Origin of the sequence: Streptomyces canus, from assembly GCF_030816965.1 — a bacterium.
Lineage (GTDB): Bacteria > Actinomycetota > Actinomycetes > Streptomycetales > Streptomycetaceae > Streptomyces > Streptomyces canus_E.
In genome coordinates, this window is sequence record NZ_JAUSYQ010000002.1 from 5,494,544 (window position 1) to 5,509,735 (window position 15,192).

Annotated in this window: 16 protein-coding genes; 1 reads left to right on the forward strand and 15 read right to left on the reverse strand. The window is 69.9% G+C overall.

Annotation, left to right across the window (positions count from 1 at the left end; all coding sequences use genetic code 11):
* Positions 1-114 precede the first annotated feature (114 nt).
* The gene (locus tag QF027_RS26305; protein WP_307077472.1) at positions 115-2,061 is read left to right on the forward strand and encodes a multicopper oxidase family protein; all 1,947 of its coding nucleotides are present in this window, start codon (positions 115-117) and stop codon (positions 2,059-2,061) included.
* Positions 2,062-2,173: 112 nt separating this feature from the next.
* On the opposite strand, the gene QF027_RS26310 is transcribed toward QF027_RS26305, so the two are convergent.
* From QF027_RS26310 to QF027_RS26380, 15 genes are all read right to left on the reverse strand, one after another.
* Entirely contained in the window at positions 2,174-4,066 is a 1,893-nt protein-coding gene (locus QF027_RS26310; RefSeq protein WP_307077474.1) for an AfsR/SARP family transcriptional regulator, read from the reverse strand.
* A 177-nt stretch (positions 4,067-4,243) separates the two neighbouring features.
* Positions 4,244-6,718: a PEP/pyruvate-binding domain-containing protein gene (locus tag QF027_RS26315; protein WP_307077476.1), complete on the reverse strand. Its 2,475-nt coding sequence runs from the start codon at positions 6,716-6,718 to the stop codon at positions 4,244-4,246.
* Positions 6,719-6,766: 48 nt separating this feature from the next.
* The gene (locus QF027_RS26320; protein WP_306978542.1) at positions 6,767-7,144 is read right to left on the reverse strand and encodes a SchA/CurD-like domain-containing protein; all 378 of its coding nucleotides are present in this window, start codon (positions 7,142-7,144) and stop codon (positions 6,767-6,769) included.
* A 70-nt stretch (positions 7,145-7,214) separates the two neighbouring features.
* The gene (locus QF027_RS26325; protein WP_306978541.1) at positions 7,215-7,952 is read right to left on the reverse strand and encodes an SDR family NAD(P)-dependent oxidoreductase; all 738 of its coding nucleotides are present in this window, start codon (positions 7,950-7,952) and stop codon (positions 7,215-7,217) included.
* Between the two features lie 34 nt (positions 7,953-7,986).
* Entirely contained in the window at positions 7,987-8,292 is a 306-nt protein-coding gene (locus QF027_RS26330) for an antibiotic biosynthesis monooxygenase family protein (protein WP_306978540.1), read from the reverse strand.
* Positions 8,289-8,627 carry an antibiotic biosynthesis monooxygenase family protein gene (locus QF027_RS26335; protein WP_307077478.1) on the reverse strand — a complete coding sequence of 113 codons (339 nt, stop codon included), beginning with the start codon at positions 8,625-8,627 and terminating at the stop codon, positions 8,289-8,291. Before QF027_RS26335 ends, QF027_RS26330 begins: the two co-directional genes overlap by 4 nt.
* A gap of 2 nt (positions 8,628-8,629) precedes the next feature.
* Positions 8,630-9,364, reverse strand: a complete 735-nt coding sequence (locus QF027_RS26340; RefSeq protein WP_306978538.1) for an SDR family NAD(P)-dependent oxidoreductase — start codon at positions 9,362-9,364, stop codon at positions 8,630-8,632.
* A gap of 70 nt (positions 9,365-9,434) precedes the next feature.
* The gene (locus tag QF027_RS26345; RefSeq protein ID WP_307077480.1) at positions 9,435-9,899 is read right to left on the reverse strand and encodes an SRPBCC family protein; all 465 of its coding nucleotides are present in this window, start codon (positions 9,897-9,899) and stop codon (positions 9,435-9,437) included.
* A gap of 2 nt (positions 9,900-9,901) precedes the next feature.
* A complete protein-coding gene (locus QF027_RS26350) occupies positions 9,902-10,156 on the reverse strand; it encodes an acyl carrier protein (protein ID WP_306978536.1) in 255 nt (84 codons plus the stop codon).
* Between the two features lie 121 nt (positions 10,157-10,277).
* Positions 10,278-11,495 (reverse strand): ketosynthase chain-length factor, encoded by a 1,218-nt coding sequence (locus tag QF027_RS26355; RefSeq protein ID WP_306978535.1) that lies wholly within the window; start codon positions 11,493-11,495, stop codon positions 10,278-10,280.
* On the reverse strand, positions 11,492-12,760 hold the full coding sequence (locus QF027_RS26360; protein WP_307077484.1) for a beta-ketoacyl-[acyl-carrier-protein] synthase family protein: 1,269 nt from the start codon (positions 12,758-12,760) through the stop codon (positions 11,492-11,494). The genes QF027_RS26355 and QF027_RS26360 overlap by 4 nt, the downstream gene beginning before the upstream one ends.
* A complete protein-coding gene (locus QF027_RS26365; RefSeq protein WP_306978533.1) occupies positions 12,760-13,185 on the reverse strand; it encodes a cupin domain-containing protein in 426 nt (141 codons plus the stop codon). The genes QF027_RS26360 and QF027_RS26365 overlap by 1 nt, the downstream gene beginning before the upstream one ends.
* A 55-nt stretch (positions 13,186-13,240) precedes the next feature.
* Positions 13,241-13,570, reverse strand: a complete 330-nt coding sequence (locus QF027_RS26370) for a TcmI family type II polyketide cyclase (protein WP_307077485.1) — start codon at positions 13,568-13,570, stop codon at positions 13,241-13,243.
* A 99-nt stretch (positions 13,571-13,669) separates the two neighbouring features.
* A complete protein-coding gene (locus tag QF027_RS26375; protein WP_307077487.1) occupies positions 13,670-14,410 on the reverse strand; it encodes a TetR/AcrR family transcriptional regulator in 741 nt (246 codons plus the stop codon).
* A complete protein-coding gene (locus QF027_RS26380; RefSeq protein WP_306978530.1) occupies positions 14,407-14,664 on the reverse strand; it encodes a PLDc N-terminal domain-containing protein in 258 nt (85 codons plus the stop codon). The genes QF027_RS26375 and QF027_RS26380 overlap by 4 nt, the downstream gene beginning before the upstream one ends.
* Between the last annotated feature and the right edge of the window lie 528 nt (positions 14,665-15,192).

Below are 15,192 nucleotides of genomic sequence, written 5' to 3' on the forward strand. Positions count from 1 at the left end.
CTGTGGGGAATAGCCGGTTACCGTGTCGGCCGACTGGTTTTCCGGCCCAGTCGGCAGAAACTCCGGAAAAGCGCACGACGTTCTCTGCGATTCATCTGGTTCTGTGCGCTCGCCGTGGCCGGAAGGCTGGCGGTCGCCGGTTACATGACCAGCTACGGCTGGGACTACGGTTCGAACCGGATGATCCTCGCGGTGCCGCTGCTGGTGCTGCCGTTCGCGGCGACACTGGCCCTGTCCGTGCCCGCCCTGCGTGCGATCGCTGCCGCGGAGCCGGGCGATGCGGACGCGCCGACCACACCGGGACAGCGGTCGGCGGCTGCCGCTCCCCGGCTGGTGATCCCGGTTCAGACGACCGCCATCGGCGCCCTCCTGGGGCTGTACGTGGTGTTCGTCGCCCGCCCGGTCCCTCCGTACACCAGGTACCTGATCGGCCTGTGGGGCGTGCTGGCGGTCGGTACCGCGGTGCTGTCCCTCCGGCAGCGGATGCGGCAGGCCGCTCAGGGCGCGGGCGCCGCCCGGCGCCCGCGCCTCTGGGCCCGCATGGTCCGCTTCGTGGGCACGGTCGCCGCGGTCGCTCTGGGCCTGAGCGGCACCCTGAGCTACGCGCAGTCGGCCAGCCGCCTGCCCGGAAAGCTGGCGATGGACAGTTCTCCGATGGACTGGGGCGGCGGGCCGAAGGCCATGGCCGGCATGGCGATGGACCACTCGGGCAAGTCCGTACGGACCACGAGCGTCACGAACCTGACCGGCGACATCAGCGGAACGCCTGACGAGAGCTTCACCCTGACCGCCAAGGACTCCACGATCCGCCTGGCCTCCGGCAAGATCATCCACGGGATGGCTTTCAACGGGCGGACCCCAGGGCCGGAACTGCGGGTCCACGAGGGCGACCTGGTCCAGGTGAAGCTCGTCAATCACCTGGCAGGTCGGCGGGCCGGTGTCACCCTGCACTGGCACGGGCTGGACGTACCCAACGCCGAGGACGGCGTCGCGGGCGTGACCCAGAACGCCGTACAGCCCGGACACACCTTCACCTACCGGTTCCGGCCCCACCAGGTGGGCACCTTCTGGTACCACTCGCACCAGGACTCCTTCGAGGAGGTCACCCACGGTCTGTACGGCGCGCTGGTCGTCCTGCCCAGGAGCGGCCGGCCCCAGGGCCTCGACATGACCGTGCTCGCCCACCTGTGGCCGACCGCCAACGGGGTGCGTACCGCAGCGCTCGGCACGTCGGACCGTCTCCAGCGGCGCACCGTGGCCCCCGGCACCCGGGTGCGGCTGCGACTGGTCAACACCAGCAGCCTGGAGTCCGGTGAGACGGAGCCGACGTCGTTCACGCTGACCGGTGCCCCGTTCACGGTGAGCGCCATCGACGGCACGGATCTCAACAAGCCCACCCCTCTGCGCCAGGCCCGGCTCCTGATCGGTGAAGGCGGCCGTGACGACCTCACCTTCACGATGCCGGACCACCCGGTCAGGCTCTCGGACCTCCAGGGCTCAGCCTCCGACCTGGTCCTGCGGCCCGGCGGCACGGGCGACGGCACACGGGGCTCCATGAACTGGCCGGCCTTCGATCCAGCGGCGTACGGCAGCCCCGCGTCCACCCCGTTCGGGCCGCACAGCCACTTCGACCGGAAGTTCAAGCTGATCATCGACGACCGTCCCGGCTACTACGACGGCAAGTTCTACTTCCTGCCCACCATCAACGGAAAGTCGTTCCCCCACATCCCGATGCTCATGGTGCGCAAGGGAGATCTGGTCGAGCAGACCTTCGTCAACCGCGGGCATGCCGGTCACCCGATGCACCTGCACGGCCACCACGCCCTGGTGCTGGCCCACAACGGCAAACCGGTCACGGGAAGCCCCTGGTGGACCGACACCCTGTACATCCAGCCGGGCGAGAGTTACCAGATCGCCTTCCGGGCCGACAATCCGGGCATCTGGATGGACCACTGCCACAACCTGGAGCACGCCACCATGGGCATGGTGATGCACCTGGCCTACGAGGGTGTCAGCTCCCCGTTCGACATCGGCCGCGACACCGGCAACAAGCCCGAGTAACCGCCGGGCCCCTCGGGACCGCCGGGCGCCCAGAGGCGTCCGGCGGTCCCGATCGCGCAGCCGAGCCGGGCGAGCAGACATCATGTACCGGACGGGCGCCGCCCTGCAGGGGTCAGGCGGCGACGCCGACAGGGAGGTCCTTTTGGACCAGACTCTCCCAGTAGGTCGCCAGAGAGCCGGCAAAGCGGGCCAGAAGACCAGAGAAACGATAGTGCGCCGCACCGTCCGGGCCGGCGAGTTCCACCTCGACCAGGTGGGCCTGCACCAGCGCATCGAGGAGGTCCTCGGTGGTTCTCGCGTCCACCTGCAGTTCCCGGGAGGCGCGCTCATCGTTGAAGGGAGCGGTGCCGAGTCGGCCCAGCACGCGGAAGGCTGCCCGTTCGGGTTCGCTCAACGACAGATAGCACCGGGTGTAGCGGGCCGCCAGGTCGATGTCGCCGACACGAAGCTCTTCCAGCCCGCTGACGGGATCGGACGCGCGGCGCAGCAGCTTGCGGATACTCCAGTGGCGGGCGGACACCAGCCGTTCCCCGGCCGCCCGCAGGGCCAGCGGCAGGCCACCGCAGAACCGCACCAGTTCGTCGGCCGCGTCCGGTTCCCGGGCAATGCGTTCCCGGCCGACGATGGCGGTGAGCAGTTCCAGTCCCTCCGCGGGGTCCAGGGGACCGAGTTCGAGCCGCTGTGCGCTCGCCAGTCCCGGAAGGCAGTATTCGCCGGTGACGAGAACGGCCCATTCGGGGCCGCTGGGCATGAGGGGTCTGAGCCGTCCCAGGTCGCTCGCGCCCTCCAGGACCAGCAGGCCCCCGCGGTCCGCCGCCCAGGAGCGGAACATGCTGCTGCGCTCCTCCTCGCCGACGGGGATGTCGGCAGGGTCGAACCCGACGACGCGAAGGAACTCTCCGAGGATCTCCGCGGGTTCGGCGTCCCGGCCGCCCTCACGCACCAGACTGGCGTAGAGCTGACCGTCGGGGAATCTGTGGCGCGCCCGGTGGGCAGCCCGTCTGGCCAGGGCTCTCTTGCCGGCTCCCGGGGCGCCGACGACGAGAACGGTGCGCGGGGCGGTGTCGCCCGGGGTCAAGAGGCGGTCGAGGGCGCCGAGTTCGGCCTCGCGGCCGACGAAGTCGCCGATGTCGGGCGGCAGGGTGGCGGGAACCGAGGCGGTCACCGTGACCTGTTCTCTGACCGGCTCCGCTTCGCGCCGTTGCAGCACGGGGGCGTCCATGAGGATGTCCTGGTGTATCCGCTGCAGATTCGGCGACGGCACGATCCCGAGTTCGTCGCGCAGGGCGTGGCGCACATCGTGGTACACCTGCAGCGCTGCCGATCGCCGGTCGCAGCGGTACAGAGCCAGCATCAGCTTCGCGTTCAGCTCTTCGTGCATGGGGTACTCGATGACCAACTCGCGGAGCTCGCCTACGAGTTCGCCGTGGCGGCCGAGCCGCAGATCGGCGTCGATCCGCAGGAGGAGGGCACGCAGGAGGTTCTCCTCCAGCCGCGCGGCCTGTGCTTCCAGCAACGGACCTCTTCGCACGCCGGTGAGCACACCGCCACGCCGCAGCACCAGCGCCTCGTGCAGGAGCTGTGAGGCGCGCGTCATGTCGCCGGCCTCGAACGCCTGGCGGCCGGAGAGGGACAGCCGCTCGAACTCGCACAGGTCGAGAGCTTCCGGAGCGATATCGGCCCGATAGCCGATCGGTGTAGTGACCAGGCAGTCGGTGTTCTCGTTACCGTGCAGCAGCTTTCTCAGCTGGTAGATGTAGGTGTGCACGGTGGCCGTGTAACCGTTCGGCGGATCGTCCGACCAGATCTCCTCGATCAGTGCCGGTGTCGGTACCACGCGATTGTGACTGGCCAGCAGCAATGCGAGCGCCGCGCGCAGTTTCGGCGCGGTGGGCGTGATGTCGCGCCCCTCATGGAGAATCTCGAATGGCCCCAGCAATCTGAAGTTCATCAGCAAAACCCGTCCCCCGATTCGTTTGCCATGGGTGATACGTGCGGTCGTCAACTTCCAGTTACTTGAAAGTTGACCTTCTATCACCTGGTAGAAGCTATCGGAGTCGCGGGGTCGGTACTAGATCAACTCCCATGAAAACACCGGCTCTTTGCCGATCTGTGGGAAAGTGGTGTGCACGCCGTCTCCCCACAGACCGCCTCGCGAAGCCGCAGGCTCAACTGAGCACATTCAGCGGGAGACCTGCACAGTTCCCGCCGTACCGTCGACGGTGACGATCTGACCGTCACGGACCAGACTGGTGCCGTTGCCGGTCGCGAGGACCGCCGGCACCCGGTACTCCCTCGCGATGATCGCCGGGTGTGACAGCAGCCCACCGGTGTCCGTGACGAGGGCCCCGACGCTGGTGAAGAGAACGGACCACTGGGCCGTCGTCTCCGGGCAGACCAGGACGTCTCCGGGTCGCAGCTTGCCGAACTCCGCCTCGCTCCTGATCACCCGGGCGGGTCCGGTGAACCGCCCCGCGGAGCCCGCGATTCCGCGGATGACTCCCGTCTGCCGGTCGATACCGCCGTGGGCGCCCTCCCCGGAGACCTCCCGCCAGGACCACAGCCCGATGTCCAGCACGTGCCGGGCCTCCTGGGGGAGCTTGGCCATCCACCGGGGGTTCGGCCGGTCCGGGCCGACCGGATCGCCGTAGGACGCCGGTCCGGGGCTGGTCTCGGCCCAGGCGTACTCGCCCCGGCGCCGCGCGACGAGCGGACGCCTGTCGTCGCCGTCCCTCAGTGCGGCGAGGGCCTCGTCACGCTCCAGGAAGAAGACGTGATCGGCGGCGTCGAGCTGGCCGCGTCCGGCGAGCCTGCGGCCCACCTCCAGCACCGCGTAGCGCAGCACCGCGCCGGCGACCTGCGTGTAGTACGCGCTGTCGTCGCGGAGGGGATAGGCCCGCTGGGCGAGGGCCAGCACCCTGTCGAACCGCCGAAGAGCATCCGGGTCGCCCTCGAGCACCGCCCTCGCCGCGACGGTCGCCTCCTCCCGCTGCCGCGTCAGCGCCGCGACCTCGCTCTCCGGGTCGAAACACCGCGTGAGCTGATCGCGGACGAGGGCCAGCAGCAGGTGCGGCCGCTCCGCCATGGTCGGCGAGGTGAGGTCCATCTCCAGCGTGCGGTGTGCGTACTCACGCCGGTACGCGTCGAACCCCCGGGCGAAGTCCGTATCCACTGACGCGAGCTGATCGACGGTGCCCTCGTCTGCTTCCATGAGCACCTTGGCCAGCCCGGGGGTGTCCCGCGCGGTGTGCGTCAACGCGGCCAGGGCGTACGTGGGCTCGGTCGTCTTGCCGGGCAGCCCGGTCAGCAGCTTCAGAGTCTCGGACGTGTTCTGGCCCAGCAGATCCCGGCAGACCACGCCGAGCTCGCCGAGGACGAAGGTGCCGGCGCCGCCGATCCGGTAGTGCACGTCCGAGGCGTGGTGGCGCGTCTCTTCGGTCTCCCTCAGATGGCCGGCCAGCGACTGGTCGTCGAGGCCCTGCCGGTCGGTGTCCCGCAGGGCGCCGAGCCGCGCGGCGAGCGCCGGCTGCCACTCCTCGTACCAACGGTCGAAGACCCTGGCGGGCTCGCCCGCACGAACCTCGGCGACCACGCGGGCCAGCCGGTCCTTGACCGCCTCCGCTCCCGAGACGGACACGTAGCGCGCGTACACCCAGCCGCCGATCTCGCGGAACTGGATGCACTCCCCGAGCCCGAAGCGGAACAGCCGGCTGGTCGCCTCGTCCAGCGTGGCCAGGACCATGGAACGGAACATCGGGGACAGGGGACGCGAGGAGTACGTCGACCGGGCCCAGTACCCGTCGGGGACGTCGACCGGGATCGGCACCGGCTCCACGTGGTCGGGCAGCGCGGTGATGGGCCGCGCCTGCAGCAGCCACAGCCGCTCGCCGTCGAAGGCCCACTCGATGTCCTGCGGCGCGCCGAAATGCGCGTGAACTCTGCGGGCCAGGCGCGCCACTTCCCGTGCCTGCTCGGCATCGATGGCACCCCGCTCGCCCGAGGTGTGGGTGGCGGTGTCCCCGGAGACCGCCCACTCGTCCGGGGTCTCCCCGCCGTCGACGAGCCGGTCGCCGAGTCCCGGCACCGCGTTGATCCGTACCTCGTCGGAGCCCGTGACGGGGTTGACACTGAAGGCCACGCCCGCCGCGGTGGCGTCGACCATGCGCTGGACGAGCACCGGCATGCCACCGGCCGCCCCGCCGTCCTGCCGCCCCGCGTACTGGCGCACCCGCTCGGCGAACGCCGAGGCCCAGCAGGTGCGCACGGCATCGGCGAGCCCGGCGGAGCCCCGCACGTTCAGCACCGTCTGGTACTGGCCCGCGTAGGACGCTCCGGCGGTGTCCTCGGCGACGCCGGAGGAGCGGACCGCCAGCGCCTGCCCCGCCATGGCGTCGGCGATGCGGTACAGATCGGCGCGCACCCGCTGCGGCAGTTCGGCTCTGGTCACCCTCTCGGCCGTCACCTCGTCCCTGCTGTCGTCCAGACCGGCGTGGAGCAGGGTCTCCTCCAGCGCCGCGGCGGGCATGACGTATCCCTCGGGCACGGTGAAGCCCGCGTTCAGAAGCTCGCCCAGGACGGCTGCCTTGCGTCCGACGCGGTCCGCGTCGGGCAGGCCCACGGTGTGCAGGGACTGTCCGTAGGTGCTCGCGGTGGTCATCTCATCTCTTTCGAAGACGTGGGGGGAATGGAAGGCGTCCTCACCGCGTCAGGCGGTCTGGGCCTGTTCGGCCGAGAACTGGGAGACACAGCGCATCAGGCTGTTGATGAAGTGCGCCTTGAACTTCTCCGGCGTCGAGGTGTCCCGCGGCGTGGCGAGGAACGGCTGGAGCTTCTCCTCCAGCTGGTGCACGCCGGGCTGGGTGCCCATGTGCCGGCCGACCGCCGCGAAGTCGCCTTCGTAGTGGATGAAGCGCACCAGCGTCGCGTCCTTGATGAACACGCCGGTGCCGAGCAGACGGCCGACCTCGTTTCCGTCCTCGTCGCGCAGCACGGGGGTGTCCACGCGCTGGAAGCCGGCGAAGATCTCCGTGATCTCCTCCTCGTTGCCGGGCTTCACGTCGTAGGTGATGGCGGCGTAAGGCATGGTTGTCGTCCTTCCAAAGGGGTTCGGGGGCGGCGGCTACGGGGCGGAAGCCCCCTAGGGGGTGGACCCCCTAGATGCCACCGTCGACATTGAGGGTCGCGCCGGTGACGTAACGGGCCAGGTCACTGGCCAGGTACAGCACGGCACCTGCTACGTCCTCCGGCGTGCCGAGTCGGCCGAGCGCCGTCATCGAGCGCACCTTGGCGAGCAGCGGGGGCGGCAGTTCCTCCGCCGGGTCGGTCGCGATCACGCCGGGGGCCACGGTGTTGAAGCGCAGCCCGCGCGGGCCGAACTCCTTGCACAGCGAGCGGGTCAGGCCGATGACACCTGCCTTGGCCGCCGTGTAGTGGGCGCGGCCGGCGAAGCCGCGCAGGCTCACCGCGGCACCGACGTTGACCACCGAGGCGGCCTCGTCGAGCAGTGGCAGGAACGCCTGCGTCACCAGGAATACGGTGGTCAGGTCACCGTCGAGCACGCGGTGCCACTCCTCGGGGGCGAGCTGCTCGATGCGTTCGTGTCCGTCCACGCCGGCGTTGTTCACCAGGACGTCCACGCCGCCCAGGGCGGTGCGTGCCGCGTCGACGAGCTCGGCGACCTCGGCCGGGTCGGTGAGGTCGGCCCGTACGACGGCGTGCGCGCCGCCGGTTTCCTTGAGCTGCCGGGCCAGTTCGGCCGCGGCGGAACCGTCCGCGCGGTGCACGGCGAGGACGCGGGCACCGGCCTGGGCGAACGCCAGGCTGATGGTGCGCCCGATGCCCCGGGTGCCGCCCGTCACCACGATGCGCTTGCCTGCGACATCGAGTCGCATGGATGTCTCCTTGGGTCCTTGTGGCCGCGGCGGCTCAGTAGCTCGCGACGACCTGGTAGATGCCGAACGGGCGGCCCTTGCTCGCGTCCTGGAAGGGGCGCAGCGGGGCGGTGGTGTCGCGGTGGGAGGAGCCTTGCTCCCAGCCTTCGAACGCCTCACGGCTCTCCCACTCGCTCATCACGAGGAAGGCGCCGTCGTCGAGGGTGGAGCGCAGCAGTTCGTTGCCCAGCAGGCCGGGCGTGCCCCGCAGGGCCTCACTGATCCGGCGGTACGCGGCGGAGACGGCGTCCGGGTCGGACTCCGGCGCCGCCGCGTACACCAGTACGCGCAGCCTGCTCATGAACCCGCGGCGGTGAGGGAGGCCGCACCGGTCATGGCGTACCGCACGTGCATGGTCGTCATCGAGCCGGACAGCCGGTACGGGTGCAGCTTCGAGCGGTGCTCCAGATGCTCCTCGCTCTGCTCGTACGTGCGGAAGCTGTCCTCGTCGGTCCAGTCGCTGACGATGTAGTAGATGTCGGGTTCCTCGGCACTGGCCGACAGCCACTGACCGAGGTTGGCGGGCCGGCCGGTGATCACCGAGGCACCGTCGTACCAGGCGCGCTCGAAGTCGGCGCCACGACCGGGGTGGACCTGCATCCGCAGGGTGACGCGGAACGCGTTCGGGCAGGTCATGGTCAGATACCTCCGTCGACGTGCAGGGTCTCGCCGGTGACGTAGGCGGACAGGGTGCTGGCGAGGAAGAGCACGGCGCCGGCGACCTCCTCGGGCCTGCCGAGGCGGCCGAGCGCGGTGAGCTGCCGGTAGCGGGCGCGGGTTTCCTCGGGCAGCGGCTCGTTCTCCGGCTCGATGACGCCCGGAGCGACGACGTTGACCCGGATGCCGCGGGGGCCGAGTTCCTTGGCGAGGGAGCGCGTCAGTCCGACCAGGCCCGCCTTCGACGCCGTGTAGTGGGCGCGCAGCGGAATTCCCACCATCGCCGACCGGGAGCCGACGGCGATGACGGAGGAGCCCTCGCCCAGCAGCGGCAGGCTTTTCTGGACCAGCAGGTAGGTGCCGGTGAGGTTGGTGTCGAGAACGCGGTGCCAGTCCTCGGGGGTGAGCTTGTCGAACGGGACGTGTGTGATCGCTCCGGCGTTGGCGACGACCGCGTCCAGCGAGCCGAAGCGCGCCTCGGCCTCGCCGACGAGCGCCTCGATGTCCTCGCTCCTGCTGACGTCCGCGCGCATGACGTGGTGGTCGGGGCCGATCTCCTTCAGCTCCCGCTGGAGGCTCTGCGCGGCCTCGTCGTCGTGGCGGGAACAGGTCAGCAGCCGGGCGCCGGAACGGGCGAGCGCGAGGGCGATGCCGCGGCCGATGCCCCGGGTGCCGCCGGTCAGCAGTACGGTCCTGCCGTCGAGTTGTATGGTCATGGGTGAATTGCTCCTGACGTGATGTCACATCGGGCGTGAGAAAGGTGATGTGAGATGCGACCGGCGGAGGTCAGCTGACGGCGGCGAGCGCGTGGACGCTCTCGAGCCGCTCCTTGATCAGTGCGAGCTCGACCCGGGAGTTGCGGTTGATCCGCTCGGCCATGCCCGAGTCGTCCAGCGGCGCGCCCGGCTTCATCTCGAAGTCCTGCACCCAGCGCAGGCGCACGCCCGCGTCGAGCTGCTCGTACTCCCAGAACAGGAACATGTACTTGAACGGGCCGGTCTCCACCCGGTGCGACCGGGTGGTGCGGGTGGCCTCGTCGCTCGTCCGCTCGGAGACCCAGCTCCAGACCTTGCCGTCCTCGTCGGGATGCAGGGAGAGCCGGAACCGTACGGTGTTGCCCCCGCGGTGCAGGATCTCGGCCGAGGAGTACTCGCCGAACAGCCGCGGCCAGGACTCGATGTCGTTGGTCCGCTCCCAGACCAGGTCCATGGGGGCGTTGATGACGATGCTGTTGTCGGTGTGTGCGGACATCGTCAGCTCGCCTTCGGCAGCCGGCCGTAGAGGTAGTTGATGATCTCCTGCGGGGTGCGCAGGTCGTGTATCGCCTCGTCCGGGATTCTGACTCCGGTGGTGCGGCCCAGCTGGGCGAATATCTCCAGCCGCGCCAGCGAGTCGTAGCCGCGGTCTTCCAGCTCCGCGTTGATCGTCGTCTCGTCGAGCGTGACCTGGTCTTCCACTCCGCAGCGTTCCATGGCCTCTCGCAGATCGTCGAGCGTGATGGTGGACATGGGCAGGTGTTCCTTTCCGTGCGTCACATCGCCTGCCGGGGCGTCTTGTCGCGGTGCCCCGGCCAGGTGTTTGACGGTGCGTTTGACGATTTGTTCTTGACGGGGAGTCACATGCTGTGCGTCACATCGCCTGCAGCACGAGGGCGGAGTTGAAGCCGCCGAATCCCCGTGCCAGGACCAGCGCGGTCCTCAAAGGGGCCTCGCGTGGCGTGCCGACGACGAGATCGAGGCGGTACGCGGCTGCCGGGTCGACCCCGGCTGTCGGCGGGATCACGCCGTCGCGGAGGGCCAGCAGTGCGGTCGCGGCATCGAGCGAGCCGCCGCCGGCGAAGAGCCGGCCGGTCATGGTCTTGGGTGCCGTGACCGGCACGCCGTGCTCGCCGAAGAGCCCGGCGATGGCCTCTGCCTCGGCCCGGTCGGCCTCCGGCACTCCGGCGGCGTCCGCGAAGACCACATCGATGTCCCCCGGCTCGCACCCGGCGCGGGCCAGGGCGAGCTCGGCGGCACGGCGCAGGGCCGGCGGCCGGCCCGAGCCGGGCGGCGGGTCGAAGGTCGCCGCGTAGCCGACGACCCGGCCGTAGAGGAAGACGCCCGGGCGGGCGCGGGCACTGTCCTCGTCCTCCACGACGAGGATCGCGCCGCCCTCGCCAGGCACAAACCCGGCCGCGTCGATGTCGAAGGGCACGTAGGCGCGGGTGGGGTCGGTGGCGGTGCTCAGCAGCTTGCTGGTCTGCAGGCACACCAGCGCGTACGGCGACAGCGGCGCCTCCGTGCCACCGGTGAGCGCGAGCTTCGTGCCGTCCCGGATCACCCGCAGGGCCTGGCCGATCGCGTCGAGACCGCCCGCCTGCTCGCTGACCACGACGCCGCACGGGCCGCGCATACCGTGACGAATGGAGAGCTGGCCGGTCGTCGCCGCGTAGAACCAGGCGATCGACTGGAACGTCGTCACATGGTCCGGGCCGAGCCGCCACAGTCGGCCCAGCTCACCCTGGCCGAACTCGTTGCCGCCGCTGGAACTCGCGGTCACCACGGCCATGTCGTACTCGCCCAGACCGGTCTCGTCGAGCGGCAGGGCCGACGCGTCGGACAGTGCGGTCTCGGCCGCGACCAGCGCGAACTGCGTCCAGCGGTCAGTCTGCACGACGAGCCGCCTGGGCAGGTGGGCGAGCGGTTCGAAGCCGGTCACCTCGCCGGCCAGCGACGTCGGATACGCCGAGCCGTCGAAGCGGCTGATCGGGCCGATGCCGCTGACCCCGGCCAGCGTGTTGCGCCAGTACTCATCGACGCCGACTCCGTTCGGGGCCACGATCCCGAGGCCCGTCACCACGGCACTCATGCCACCCTCCCGGGGCGGGCCAGCAGCATCGCGGTCTGGAACCCGCCGAATCCGCTGCCGACGGTCAGGACCACGTCCAGCTCTGCCTCGCGGGCGATCCGGGGCACGTAGTCGAGGTCGCATTCCGGGTCGCTGGTTCTCAGGTTCGCCGTCGGCGGCACGACCCCGTGTTCGATGGCCAGCGCACACGCGGCGATCTCGATGGAGCCGATGGCGCCGAGCGAGTGGCCCACCATCGACTTGATGGAGCTGACCGGCACCTGGTGGGCCCGCTCCCCGAGGCTGCGCTTGAACGCGGCCGTCTCGTGCCGGTCGTTCTGCCGGGTTCCGGAGCCGTGCGCGTTGATGTAGTCGATGTCCTCGGGGCGCACTCCGGCACGGCGCATGGCCACCGTGATGGCCTCCGCCATCTCCCGCCCGTCCGGCTTGAGGCCGGTCATGTGGTACGCGTTGCTCCGGCCCGCGAACCCGACGACCTCGGCGTAGACGTGGGCGCCGCGGGCCTTCGCCGCCTCGCGTTCCTCCAGGACGAACACGGCGCTTCCTTCGCCCATGACGAAGCCGTCGCGGTGGGCGTCGAAGGGGCGTGAGGCGTGCTCGGGGTCGGCGTTGTTCGGCGAGGTCGCCTTGATCGCGTCGAAGCTGGCTGCCGAGATCGGGGAGATCGGTGCGTCGGTGGCGCCTGCCAGCATGACCTCCGCCGAGCCCTCCTCGATCAGACCGGCGGCGTAACTCACCGCGTCCAGACCGGAGGTGCATCCCGTGGACACCGTGGTCACCGGGCCCTCGGCCCCCACCGTCCAGGCGACCTCCGCCGAGAACGAGCTGGGGACCAGGTATCCGTACAACTGGGGCACCGCGTAGGCGTGGTCGACGATCCAGTCGCGTCCGCTGTTGCTCACGACCGCGTATTCGTTTTCCAAGCCAATCGTGGCGCCGACCGCGCTTCCTATGGAAACGCCGACCGTATCGGAATCGACCGTGTCGAATTCCAGCCCGCTGTCCGCCACTGCCTCACGAGCACAGACCACGGCGAATTGTGCGGCCCGGTCCATACGGCGGGCCTCCTGCGGGGTAAGCCCTGCCGCAGCCGTGTCGAAGTCGCACTCGGCGGCAATCCTGGAGCGAAACGGAGTGGCGTCGAAAACGCTGATTGCATGGGTCGCCGTACGCCCGGACGTCAGCAGCTCCCAGAATTCCTTGCGGCCGATGCCACCGGGCGCCACCACCCCGATACCGGTGATGACCGCACGCCGCCGCGGCATCACGCCGCTCCGACGTTGATCTGCGGCGCGGCCGGTTCGACGAGCGGCTCGGTGTCCACGTGGCCCAGTTCGGGCCGGGGAGCCAGCGGGCAGAGGTGGAAGACCGCCTCGGCGGGCTCATCGCCGCCGTTCTCCACCCGGTGCCGCACGTCCTTGGGGACCAGCAGCCCTTCGCCGGCGCCGACGGTGACGGGCTCTCCGTCCAGCCGTACGACGACGGTGCCCCTCGTCACGTAGAGGAACTCCTCGGAGTACGGATGGTAGTGCTCGGCGACGAACTCGCCCGCGGCCAGGGTGAGCAGGCCAAGAAAGCCGGTCGTCGCGCCGGCGGTCTTCGGGCCGAGCACCACCCGGATCTCGCCGCCGCGGCGGCGATTGACCTCCACGTCAGCCGCGGCGACCTTGGTGTGCTGGGTGACAGGCACTGCTGACTCCTCTCCGGGCTGGTGCCCTGTCCGAGGGCACGAGACGGTCTGTGGCTCAGGCATCGGCGGACTGCCACATGTAGAACCGCGCGGCCATGGCGTCGGCCGGCCGGCGCCAGGTCTGGGGGTCGTACGGCTCGATGAAGTGCTCCAGCTCGGAATTGACCTGCTGGAACAGCGGGTGCCGGCGGATCTCCGGCGTGAGCCCGCCGAGCGACTCCCGCGATTCGATCAGGTGGAAATAGAGATCGTGAAAGCGGAAGAGTGAACGGCGTTTCACCCCGACCAGTCCGGGGAGTTCAGTACGGTCCGAATCGGCGAATATCCTGGCGACCTCCTGTGCATCGCCGGGTGCCATCCTGGCAACGATGAGTGTTTGATTCACGGTAGCCCCCGCTTCTCGGGTTCTTTTTCCAAGCAGAACGATGCCAGGGGGTGTTGAAATACCCCTGAGTCATCTCTGAAGCGGTGGCGTCCCGTAACTTCAGACGGGACTTCGGACGGCGGCGCGGTCGGAGGCCGAGTCTGCGTCGCGTGGGGCCCCATGTATCGACGCAGGCGGGTCGAGGAGGCCGTCGAGTACGGCGTCCAGCACGTCCCCCGGCCCCCGCACGGAACCGCTCGACGACGTACCCCGCCAGAAGACGACGCTCATCACGAGCCAGCCCAAGAGCAGTTCCGACACGAAGTCCTGGTCAAGGCCACTGCGGAACCGGCCCACCGCCATGCCTTCCCCGACGAGCGAGCCGACAACGACACGGAGGGGTGCGGTCACTCGCTCGTCGAACGCCGTCTCGAGACCGAGCGGGGCGTCGCGCCGCACCTCGGGTCCGGCCCCGAAGAGCCACAGCCAGGTCACCAGACGAGGATGCGCACGCAGCACCTCGGCCATCAGAACCAGTCCGTCACGTATCCCCGTACCGCCCAGTACGCCGGCCGCCCCGTCACGCGGCGGCAGCAGGTCCGTCACCCGCGGTATGGCGCCGGCCAGCAACGCCTCCTTGCCGGCCCAGCGCCGGTAGATGGTGGACTTGCCGACACCCGCGGTGGCCGCGATGCGCTCCACCGTCAGGTAGGCAGGTCCCATGCCCTGTGCCATCAACAGGTCGACGGCCGCGAAGACAGCTCGCTCGACCTGCTCGCTGCGGGGACGGCCGGGCCGCGCGGCCGGTGTCCACGACTGGTCACCGGCCTGCGGACGTCGGGTACGAGCGGAGGCGTTCACGACTGGGTCTGCGGGCCGGCGGCCCGGGAGCGTCCGACCGCGAACCACAGAATGGCGGCCAGCAGGGGGAAGAAGAAGATGAACGCGATCCAGGCAACCCTGGTCCGGGTCGCGGCGGGCGCCTTCACCACTCCGGCGACAGCGGCCACGACAAGCGCCGTGTACACGATGCCGACGATCGCCAGAAGACCGATCAGCAGCGAGGCCCACGGCTCTCCCAGGTTTGCGAACCCTCCGGCGGCAATGACAGTCATGCTGTTCCCTTCTCCCGTCGCCGCGCTGCTGCACGACGACAACTTGTCTTCGATCCGAGAAGGTATGGGCGCACTGAGCACCGGACATCCGCTCAGCCGCGACGGGCGGTTACGTCAGTTTTCGTACGTGGCGAGCCCTCGACGCCTGTGGGCGGGCAAAGGTTCCCCCGCCGCAGAAGCCGGCCGCCGTCATCAGCTCCGGCTACATCGCCCTGGAGATGGCCGAGGTGCTCACTACCCGTGGCCTCAGCGTCACATGAGGCGCGGCCGCGCACGGGATCATGGGGGAGGTCGCGCGGATGGCCCTGTGCGCTTGGCGGAACACGCGATCCGTCCCCACGTCCTCACATGGCAGCGGGCAGGGAACGCCGGAGCCTGTGCCCCGGGTACCGGTCGATGCGCGGACGCCCGACTCATTCATGTCGGACGCCTGGTCGTCCCGAGCGGGGTACGCGAAGCGGGACGAGGTGCCTGCGGACAACACGACGACCCGGTGTCCGGCCGGCGCCACGCACCAGCGCGTGCACC

What these genes read in the sequence shown, in the direction of transcription:
- QF027_RS26315 (WP_307077476.1), bottom strand. Translation starts at nt 6,718, where the DNA reads ATGACCACCGCGAGCACCTACGGACAGTCCCTGCACACCGTGGGCCTG.
- QF027_RS26320 (WP_306978542.1), bottom strand. Translation starts at nt 7,144, where the DNA reads ATGCCTTACGCCGCCATCACCTACGACGTGAAGCCCGGCAACGAGGAG.
- QF027_RS26325 (WP_306978541.1), bottom strand. Translation starts at nt 7,952, where the DNA reads ATGCGACTCGATGTCGCAGGCAAGCGCATCGTGGTGACGGGCGGCACC.
- QF027_RS26330 (WP_306978540.1), bottom strand. Translation starts at nt 8,292, where the DNA reads ATGAGCAGGCTGCGCGTACTGGTGTACGCGGCGGCGCCGGAGTCCGAC.
- QF027_RS26335 (WP_307077478.1), bottom strand. Translation starts at nt 8,627, where the DNA reads ATGACCTGCCCGAACGCGTTCCGCGTCACCCTGCGGATGCAGGTCCAC.
- QF027_RS26340 (WP_306978538.1), bottom strand. Translation starts at nt 9,364, where the DNA reads ATGACCATACAACTCGACGGCAGGACCGTACTGCTGACCGGCGGCACC.
- QF027_RS26345 (WP_307077480.1), bottom strand. Translation starts at nt 9,899, where the DNA reads ATGTCCGCACACACCGACAACAGCATCGTCATCAACGCCCCCATGGAC.
- QF027_RS26350 (WP_306978536.1), bottom strand. Translation starts at nt 10,156, where the DNA reads ATGTCCACCATCACGCTCGACGATCTGCGAGAGGCCATGGAACGCTGC.
- QF027_RS26355 (WP_306978535.1), bottom strand. Translation starts at nt 11,495, where the DNA reads ATGAGTGCCGTGGTGACGGGCCTCGGGATCGTGGCCCCGAACGGAGTC.
- QF027_RS26360 (WP_307077484.1), bottom strand. Translation starts at nt 12,760, where the DNA reads ATGCCGCGGCGGCGTGCGGTCATCACCGGTATCGGGGTGGTGGCGCCC.
- QF027_RS26380 (WP_306978530.1), bottom strand. Translation starts at nt 14,664, where the DNA reads ATGACTGTCATTGCCGCCGGAGGGTTCGCAAACCTGGGAGAGCCGTGG.